12 protein-coding genes are annotated in these 8,537 nt (G+C 58.8%); 5 read left to right on the forward strand and 7 right to left on the reverse strand.

From position 1 onward, the window contains the following. Window positions 1–130: 130 nt before the first annotated feature. Window positions 131–1,216 carry an alpha/beta hydrolase gene (locus AC33YF_RS11715; protein WP_491777387.1) on the forward strand — a complete coding sequence of 362 codons (1,086 nt, stop codon included), beginning with the start codon at window positions 131–133 and terminating at the stop codon, window positions 1,214–1,216. Window positions 1,217–1,279: 63 nt separating this feature from the next. Here AC33YF_RS11715 and AC33YF_RS11720 read toward each other — a convergent pair whose 3' ends face one another. Genes AC33YF_RS11720 through AC33YF_RS11735 form a run of 4 tightly spaced genes read right to left on the reverse strand, consistent with a single transcriptional unit; the run spans window position 1,280 to window position 3,686 of the window. Then, window positions 1,280–2,587: a cytochrome P450 family protein gene (locus tag AC33YF_RS11720; protein WP_491777388.1), complete on the reverse strand. Its 1,308-nt coding sequence runs from the start codon at window positions 2,585–2,587 to the stop codon at window positions 1,280–1,282. Between the two features lie 46 nt (window positions 2,588–2,633). Beyond that, complete coding sequence (locus AC33YF_RS11725) at window positions 2,634–2,870, reverse strand: DUF6582 domain-containing protein (protein ID WP_491777389.1); 237 nt, start codon at window positions 2,868–2,870, stop codon at window positions 2,634–2,636. A gap of 5 nt (window positions 2,871–2,875) precedes the next feature. Continuing rightward, window positions 2,876–3,256, reverse strand: a complete 381-nt coding sequence (locus AC33YF_RS11730; RefSeq protein WP_491777390.1) for a cupin domain-containing protein — start codon at window positions 3,254–3,256, stop codon at window positions 2,876–2,878. Next, window positions 3,246–3,686, reverse strand: coding sequence for a nuclear transport factor 2 family protein (locus tag AC33YF_RS11735; protein ID WP_491777391.1), 441 nt, complete (start codon window positions 3,684–3,686; stop codon window positions 3,246–3,248). Before AC33YF_RS11735 ends, AC33YF_RS11730 begins: the two co-directional genes overlap by 11 nt. A gap of 84 nt (window positions 3,687–3,770) precedes the next feature. Between AC33YF_RS11735 and AC33YF_RS11740 the strand changes: the two genes are divergently transcribed. Next, window positions 3,771–4,400 (forward strand): cysteine hydrolase family protein, encoded by a 630-nt coding sequence (locus tag AC33YF_RS11740; protein ID WP_491777392.1) that lies wholly within the window; start codon window positions 3,771–3,773, stop codon window positions 4,398–4,400. A 40-nt stretch (window positions 4,401–4,440) separates the two neighbouring features. Here the strand turns inward: AC33YF_RS11740 and AC33YF_RS11745 are convergent, their stop codons facing one another. After that, complete coding sequence (locus tag AC33YF_RS11745) at window positions 4,441–5,706, reverse strand: type I glutamate--ammonia ligase (RefSeq protein ID WP_491777393.1); 1,266 nt, start codon at window positions 5,704–5,706, stop codon at window positions 4,441–4,443. A gap of 86 nt (window positions 5,707–5,792) precedes the next feature. Further along, window positions 5,793–6,101 (reverse strand): phasin family protein, encoded by a 309-nt coding sequence (locus AC33YF_RS11750; RefSeq protein WP_491777394.1) that lies wholly within the window; start codon window positions 6,099–6,101, stop codon window positions 5,793–5,795. A gap of 4 nt (window positions 6,102–6,105) precedes the next feature. Between AC33YF_RS11750 and AC33YF_RS11755 the strand changes: the two genes are divergently transcribed. Both AC33YF_RS11755 and AC33YF_RS11760 read left to right on the forward strand, forming a co-directional pair. Next, window positions 6,106–6,333, forward strand: a complete 228-nt coding sequence (locus AC33YF_RS11755) for a hypothetical protein (protein ID WP_491777395.1) — start codon at window positions 6,106–6,108, stop codon at window positions 6,331–6,333. Window positions 6,334–7,011: 678 nt separating this feature from the next. Continuing rightward, window positions 7,012–7,476, forward strand: coding sequence for an MEKHLA domain-containing protein (locus AC33YF_RS11760; RefSeq protein WP_491777396.1), 465 nt, complete (start codon window positions 7,012–7,014; stop codon window positions 7,474–7,476). On the opposite strand, the gene AC33YF_RS11765 is transcribed toward AC33YF_RS11760, so the two are convergent. Then, window positions 7,477–7,713, reverse strand: a complete 237-nt coding sequence (locus AC33YF_RS11765; protein ID WP_491777397.1) for a hypothetical protein — start codon at window positions 7,711–7,713, stop codon at window positions 7,477–7,479. Between the two features lie 535 nt (window positions 7,714–8,248). Here AC33YF_RS11765 and AC33YF_RS11770 point away from each other — a divergent pair. Continuing rightward, on the forward strand, window positions 8,249–8,537 hold a 289-nt coding region (locus AC33YF_RS11770; protein WP_491777398.1), incomplete at its 3' end, for a hypothetical protein.

The raw sequence follows: 8,537 nt of genomic DNA on the forward strand, positions 1-8,537 counted from the left end.
CGTCCTCGTTCGAAAACTGAAACCGTGATGGCGTCGATGATGAGGGCGCTTTCAGCCCAGGCGGACAAGGCGTGGATAGACACGCCCCCTCAAGCTCTTCAATCTTCGACAGAAGCGCTTGGGTAGAGACGTGTCGAAGTACGGTAAGATCTGGGATCGGCGGGCCGAGAAGCTTTACCCCGGAGGGACAATTCCGCTAGGTACGGTGTCGCTTCTTTTCGTTGCTGCGCACGGCACTCATCTTCGCATTGGACAATCAGGACGGGCACCGGTGAAATTGGACCGCGAGACCGAGGCGCTGCTCTTTTGGGTTTCGTCGTCAACGACGAATCCTTTGTGGCGGATGAGCCATGAAAAGGCGCGAGCGGAGTATCGCCGCTCCATCTCGAAAACCGAAGTCCCCCTCATCGAGGTCGGATCGACGCGCGACTTCGAAGTTGCCGGCCCCGCGAGCCCGATTCCCATCCGCGAATACGTGGCGCCAAAACCGAGCGGCGCCGGGATCTTGTTCTTCCATGGTGGCGGCGGTGTTCTCGGAAACATCGACACCCACGACAATCTCTGCCGCGCCTTATGTGTCGACACGGGCGCCGCTGTCTACTCAGTGGACTACCGCCTCGCCCCCGAGCATCCCTTCCCGGCCGCCGTCTACGATGGGGTGGCCGCGCTCGAATGGCTAACGGTCGCCGCGCTAGACTTGTCTATCGACCCGGCACGAATTGCCGTTGCGGGCGATAGCGCCGGTGGATCCCTCGCCGCCGTCGCGCTGCATGAGACCAAGGGCCGGCTCGTTGCACCTGCGGCTGCGCAGCTCTTGATCTATCCAGCGCTTGACCTGCGCGCGAAACAGCCGTCGCGCAAAGAGCTTGTCGATCAGTTCCCGATCCCCGAGGACATGCTCTATTGGTTCTTCAACCACTACTTTGGGCATGCCTGGCCGATTGCGGACCCGCGCGCGATTCCGGCACTGTACGAGGACGATTCAGGTCTGCCGCCAACGCTTATCACCACGGCGGGTTTCGATCCGTTTCGCGACGAAGGCGCCGAGTATGCCGAACGCCTTGCCGCCGCCGGTGTCCCGGTCGAGTATGAGTGCTATGAAGGCACGGTGCACGGTTTCATGAACATGGGACGCATGTTGCGCGTTGCCTACAAGACAATGCGTGAGCGTATGGGAACCTGGCTAAAGGAGCAGCTCGATGCGCCGCGTGCTTAAGCCTTCGGGCTTACGCGCGTTGGCCACAGTCGTGGTGGCGATCGTCGCATGGGTCGGCGTGCGTCAAGCCGCGCGGCACATCTCGCCGCCATGGGGTCGGACTGCAAGCGCGGACACGCCGCGAAGTCCAAAGCGCTTGATCCATTGAAGCTCGTCGGGAGCCGGTATTTCTAAGTTGGGATAGCGCGCATAGAGGCGAGACAGTGCCGATTGCACCTCAACCCGTGCGAGCTGCATGCCAAGACAAAAATGAATGCCCGTACCGAATACAAGATGCGGATTGGGCAGTCGATCGAGCTTTAGCTTGCCCGGTTCATCGAACGCAGCTGGGTCGTAGTTCGCGGCCGCCAAGAAGCCGACAATATTCTCCCCGCGCTGAAGCTTCTGGCCAAAGAACTCGCAATTTTCGGCAACGTAACGGGGCTTCGTACTTTGCACCGGTGTCGTATAGCGACCGAGTTCCTCCGTCGCCCGTTCCATTCGCGCGTGAAAATTGTCGAACAAAAAAGCTTTTTGCTCGGGGTTCTGTTCAAGCGCCATCACGCTGTCGGTGATGAAATGCGTCGTGGTCTCGAAACCTGCGAAGAGTAGCAGGAACACCATGGACAACAGCTCATCCTCGCTCAGCTTATCACCATCCTCCTCCGCTTGAACCAACTCGCTTATGAGCCCTTCGCGCGGATTCTTGCGGAACTTTTCGATCTGCTCACGGACATACCTGACCACGCCCGGCATCGTAAACACGATCCGCAACGCGGCGAAGCCTCGCAAAGCCGAAGTCATGTGGTTCGCCCATTCTGCAAACTTTCCACGATTCTCTTCGGGTAGCCCTAAGAGCCAGCAGATGACCTCCAACGGAAACCGGCGCGCATAAGCGGAGACAAGGTCGATCTCATGACGCCCTTCCGTCTCATCGAGAATCTGATCCGCTAGGGCCTCGATCTCGCCGCGCATACCCCGGACGAGTCGGCGCTGAAACGCCTGGTCGACAAGCCGGCGCAAGCGCCGGTGGTCTGGCTCATCCTTGAGCAGCATGTTGTTGCTGAGAACTTTGATGGCGTGGGGCATCCACCAGGACAAACCCGCGACACCCGACTTCCCCGCATGTCGGCCTTCCTGCACGAAGAGCCGATTATCCTTCAACATGGCTGACGTCGCATCGTACGTCGTCGTCGCCCAGACACGGCCGACAAAGGGCATCTTCAAGGGTATAACCGGTCCTGCATCGCGCAGCCCGGCAAAGAAGGCGAAGGGATCTTGTTTACTCTCCAGGCTCTGGAGGTCGACCCTCAAAGGGTTAGCGAGGGAATACGCGCTGACGCCACCGCCGTCGGACGCGGCGGCGCGACCGGACGCTATGACTGATGTCATTGACTTACGATCGAGTGGCTAACGCCCGAGCTCCCGCCAATCGTTCTCATGCAGCGCGACCCCGAAGTGTGCAGCAGCTTTCTTTGATATTCGCGAAAGCAACGTGTTGATCGGAATAGCTTACGCCTTCTACCTGATCGAAGCGGGCCAGCGCGTTCTTTACATGGGCCGCATTGGTACGCGGCTGATTCCGCTGCCGCGGAAAAGCGTACACGCTTTCAGGAAGCTCAGCGCGGTCGTGAATCTTGCCGTGCTCGTCGTGGGGCATCCAAGTCGTTTCCATCGGAGTCACTCCTTACCGTCGCTATTGGTCGGCGACGCACAATAATGGACTGCCAACCATATGGTGGGCGGCGCAGCTTGTGTCCAAGTCACTCGGTGGCGGCAGTGGGCGGGTAGTATCAACCAGTCTCCAGGCCTAAGTACGCGATCTTCGGTTTCGCCATCTATCCGCAAACCAGCAGCACCCGAGACCAGCAGCACAAACTCATCGCTTTCCTGATCGTACCATTCGCCCCTCGGCGTTTCTTGGCCCGCGGAGACAATCCGCTCGATGCGCAGGCCGGATCCGCCGACGATCTCATCGAAAAGTTCTGCTGCTTGCGGACCTGATGGAAGCCCTGCAGTCAAAGCGCCGGACTGAAGTTGACTTGGCCGCTTAGGGCGCAAGGTTCGTCACCTGATAGAAGCTCTCAAGCCACTTGCCGTCTATTCGCTTCATTATCGAGGTAATGAACACCTTGTTGTCGAAGGCCTCGCCGCCGAATGAGCCTTCGAACCTGGCCGTCAGTGTCCGCATGGCGCTGTCTGGTCCGAGCATTGTTACGGTGGGCTCGGATATATCGGTCTGCTTAAATTCGAGTTGGGGGAGCGAAGCAATAGCCTGTTCGACAGTTTCCGGCGCCGAACTGTAAGGCACGACGGCAATGTGGTCCTTCGTCATGAGTGACCGGATCGCCTCGGCATCCTTCTGTGCAAAAGCTTCGTCCAGCCGAGCAACGGCGTCGTCAATCGCCTCAATATCGGCGAGACGGTCGTCGGCGACAGCGGGCACCAAGAGAAACACGAAGGTCAACGCAGCGACGAAACATCTGAACATGCTAGGCTCCTATGAAGGTCGTCGACGATTTGGGGCGGCTATTTCATCCTGTCGAATGTGCTAGCACAACAGAGCTTCGATGCCATGACGTCTTTTGCCTCCGTCAACCGCGATCGGCCAATCCAGAAAGGCAAAGCGGCGCTGCTCGTGATTGACGTCCAGAACGGAACCTGTGGGCCTGAAGAGTCTGCGAGCCGGCCCGAGTTTCGTGAAGCACTGACGAAGCGGCTATTACCAAACGTCAGTCGCCTGCTTCGCGCTTTCCGAATGGCGCGACTTGAGGTGATTTTCACAGTGATTGAGAACCTTACCGCCGACGGCCGCGACAGAAGCCTCGACTACAAGCTATCCAACATGGGTTTTCCCCGAGGCTCGTGCGAAGCGCAGGTGATCTCGGCGCTCTCGCCTCAAGACGACGAACTCATCCTGCCCAAATCCTCCTCGTCCGTCTTCAATTCGACGACGCTGGACTATCTCTTGCGCAATATGGGCATCGAAGATGTGTTTGTGGTCGGCTGCCTGACCGACCAATGCATCGATCACGCTGTCAGGGACGGCGCAGATCGGGGGTTCTATATGACATGCGTCCACGACGCGTGCGCGGCCGAGACCGAGGCGCGCCACGAAGCGGCCCTTGCGTGCTTCCAAGGCTATTGCCGTATGCTCAACACCGAGGAAGTCCTTCGTCTCGTCCCTGGTTCCCGCGCGTCCTAGGCAAGAGGCTCCGCGCGCACATGTCTAGCGAATGATGTCGTCAGTAAATCTGTGCGTACCGCGCGCACAGCTCGGTTTCCGAGAGCTCCGCTACATAGACGACCTCCGATCGCTTGTGGCGCATATAGGCTTCGAAGAAGACCGGCCCAAACCAGGTCTTCATCGCAGTACTCGCGTCCATGAGGTCGAGTGCGGCGTTTAGGGAAGTCGGAAGAGCCGTCTCCGTCTCAGGAATCTCCATCTGTCGAGCGACGCCATCGGCACCGGCGAAAACCAATGCTCCGAGCGCCAGGTAGGGACTCGCGGCGGCGTCGCAGACTCGGAATTCAAGATTGAACTGCGCTTGGCGGCTCTCCTCTCCCCCGGCTTCGAAGACGGGACAAACTCGAAGCGCGGCGCCGCGATCTTGGAGCTTAAGGTCAGCCACGGTTGGCGCCCAGCGATTGGGGGTCAGTCTTAGATAGGACACCGGCGATGGCGCGGTTACCGCGCAAAGAGCAGGAAGGTGATGTAACACGCCGGCGGCAAACCGAGCAGCAACAGTGCTCAGGCCAAGTGGGGCCGCTGGATCGCTCGTCTCTGGTTTCCCCGATGCGTTGTGCAGGCTGAAATGAATATGAACACCGTTTCCGGCGCCGTCCGCGACCGGCATCGGTGAAAAGATGACACGGTTCTCCAAGCGAAAGGCTGCACCGCGGGCCATTTCTCGCGATATGACGGCCGCATCCGCCGCCGCAAGCGCCGAGTCGGGGCCCACCGTCATCTCATATTGCCGTGGACCGTATTCAGCCAAAAAGGAATCGGGATGGATGCTCGCGGCGCGAATAGCCGCTATCAGCATTTCACCAAAAATTCCCTGACGCCGAAAGGCGTTGAGGCTGTAAGCATGCCCAGGCACATCTTCTACACCTGTGTAAACAAACTCTTGCTCGAAAGCTGCCAGGAGCTCGAGCCCGCACGCCTCATTCAGTGCGTCGATCGCACGCCGCAGAAATGCGCGTACACAGCATTCCCATGAGGTACCGTCCGTGTTGCAGATGTCCCCCAGGAAGAAGTGCTCGGGCGCGGACCCATCGCGGAAATCCACATGGACCTCAGCGGACGGGTCAGGAACGATCATAAGGTCGCCCGACGTCCCAAATGGCGTGTCGAGGATGGGTCCGAAGCAAGTCTGCATCAGATTGGAGTGCGTCCATCCAATGCCGACCTTACGTCGAGTGGGTAGCTCGGTGGACGGAAATCCCTTGCCGCGGACGAGTCCGGCGATGTCGCACGTCCCAACGAACGTCAAATCCTCGCGCAGCATGACATCTCCAAAAGCCAACGGTAGCGACCGTCAGTCTATGTCAATGGGTAGCGAATTCGAGTCGCAAGTTCCGCCAACGCCGTGCGCTATTCCGAGTGACTGTGCTCGCTGGCCGACTTTACCCAGGCAGCCGAGAGACTCTGCAGCTCGCGAGCTTGCGCCTGTACGGCGCCCAAGTGGCCAAACCAATAGGCAACCCCAACACGCATCGCTTCCATCGGCGTCTTAGCGTGCACCAGATCGCGCGCGAGTTCTAAGCCAGCACTGACATTCGCATGGGCGATGTCCACGAGCTTCGTGTTCACTGCAACCGCGGCCGGAACTGTCGCGTTAAGAGCCTGACCCAGCCTCGGCGCTGCAGGTGCGACCACAGTCGGCTTAGCCTTTAGTTTCACAGACTTGGTCCGAGCACTGGGCTTGGCTGCGACCGGCGTGGTGGCAACACCTTTCCTCGGCGGCCTCGCAGGCGCTTTCGCCTTTGTTGTCGTCTTTGCGACGGCCTTTGCCGCTTTCTTGACCGCCATCCTTGTTGGCGACGTTGCGCTTTTTGCCAACGTGGTCTTGGGGTCTTTCTTGGCCGCTACTCCGGCCGGCTTGCTCTTTGGCTTTGACGACCGCGGCTTTTGAGCGGCTGGCTTCGGCGTCTTTGGCTGTTGGGCCTTTAACGTCGCAGTTCCCGTTTTGGCGCTTCTAGGCTTCGAGGCCGTTGGAGTGCCCTCGCTTGGGTCTTCGGCCTTCGGCACAGCAGCGCTAGCATCACTGGCTTTCGAAGAGCTCAGCTTTGTCCGTGACTTACGATCACGTTCAGTCATCGTCGTATCCTTAGGCATCCATCAATCTCCGCATCAAGCATGGAACCCACTCGATCACCGCATAGAAACGCTCGTGGCGCAGCGGTGGTTGCAATTACAATGGAACGCGACGCCAAATTCGCGGCAGGGCCGCTACAAGCCAAATGACTTGGTGTGTCCGACCTGGTGAGAGCTAAGAGTAATTCGCCGCAAGCGCAAGGTTTTAGCGCCTCACACATGCTTCCCTTTCTTGAGCAACGTTGCTTGCCAGGGGTAAACAAGCCGTGCCGGCCTATGGTCGGGATTTCCCGGGCCCTGCACCCGCTCCTCCACGACGCCGGCGACGCAACTTGCGCGTCCGCCAGAGATAGCGGCATCTTATGAAGATGTTCCAGAGCAGGAAAACCAGCAACGTGGCGAACATCATAACGAAGGCAATGGTAAGCATCGCTGGCAACCCACGAAAGATCGACTAAGGCTCATGCCCCTCGCGCCCGCTAAAGAACAAAATCCCGTGGCGAATGCCACGGACCGGGTGTTTTTCCGACTTCTTGTCGATAGTTACAAGCGGTTGCTTTCGCGCACGCCACCCTTCATGACGGGCTGCGACGGCGACGGCCCACACTGGCTTTACCGCATTTGCGACGCTTGTGTCCTCGCGCACAACACCGATTCGGATCCTTTATTCATTTATGCCAACAAGGCCGCACAAAACCTCTTCGAGTACGATTGGGATGAACTGGTGGGCATGCCCTCACGGCTTTCGGCCGAGGCGCCTAACCGTGCTGACCGCCAGCGGCTCTTGGATGCCGTTGCCCGCGATGGCTTTGCCACGGGTTACAGCGGCGTCCGAATCTCAAAATCCGGTCGCCGCTTCCGCCTCAAAGATGGAGTCTTATGGCAGTTGCGCGACGCCGACGACACGCTCCACGGCGTTGCAGCAACCTTCTGCAATTGGACGCGGCTGAAAGATCGCTGACTAACGATAGCCAGCGGCCTTAAGAGCCGACTTACATGTCTTAGTAAGGCTGGCTTTTTTCTGCCGCATGCAGACCTCGAGCTGCTTGGAGCCGACCTTCTTATCGCTGCAGTGCCGCTTGTAATCCGCCTTGCAGCTCGTGCGAATTGCCTTCGTGTAGGCGTTCGCATGGACTACACTGGCGAAAGAGACAGCCGTAAAGCCCGCAACCAGTAATCCCACAAAAACAGTCTTCATATTTCAAAGTCCCTTTGTTCCCGGCAGCGCAACCTACCAAACGCCCCTTCCAGCGCAAGTGCGCTTTCTCGGACGGGACGCAAAATTCAAGAAAAGCTGCTGTTCTGAGGGCGCGGCGCAACAGCGCATCCTGACCCGATGCCCTCAAACTTAAACCAATTCTACCATTTCCGCCGATGATCGGAAACCATGCTCCAAGCTGGCGGTTTCCGCCCAAGTAGCAGGCGGAAAGAGTTTCATCTCCTCACAATCGACGATTTTCGACGATTATTCTTCTTCAACGCGCCTGGCGCAAACCACAAGGCCGTTCTCTGTCGTCATGTCTGGGCCTCCGCTGTCCAATTGCTCCAAAGGTCCTTCCTACGCTCTGGTAATGTTTGGACCGGGTCCCTACATGCCATCGGTCACCTTCTTGGTGAGGGGCCCGCGCCCGCGGGTTTGAGGGAGGCTAAGGCGACCAAATTGTCGCCGGTTTGTCATCTGCCACCACAATAAGTGCGTCTTGGGTCAAGCATGTTTGCGAGCGGAGGCTGTCATGAATTTCGGAGATATAGTCGGTGAACTGATGCGGCAGGGCATGTCGCCCCAAACGCAGAGCCGAGTTGAACATGCGACGGGTCCGTCCGGTCTAGGGAACACATCGGGTTCGGCTGACCTAGGAGCAATTCTCGGGAGCGTGCTTGGTGGGTCCTCCTCAGGCGGTGGCTCCGCAGGCGGTCTCGCCGATGTTTTAGGCAGTTTGCTCGGCGGTCAGAGCGGTGGCTCGGCTGGACAGAGCGGCGGTCTTGCCGACGTGCTTGGTAGCGTTTTGGGCGGCGGACAAG

Source organism: Methyloceanibacter sp. (genome assembly GCF_058506495.1).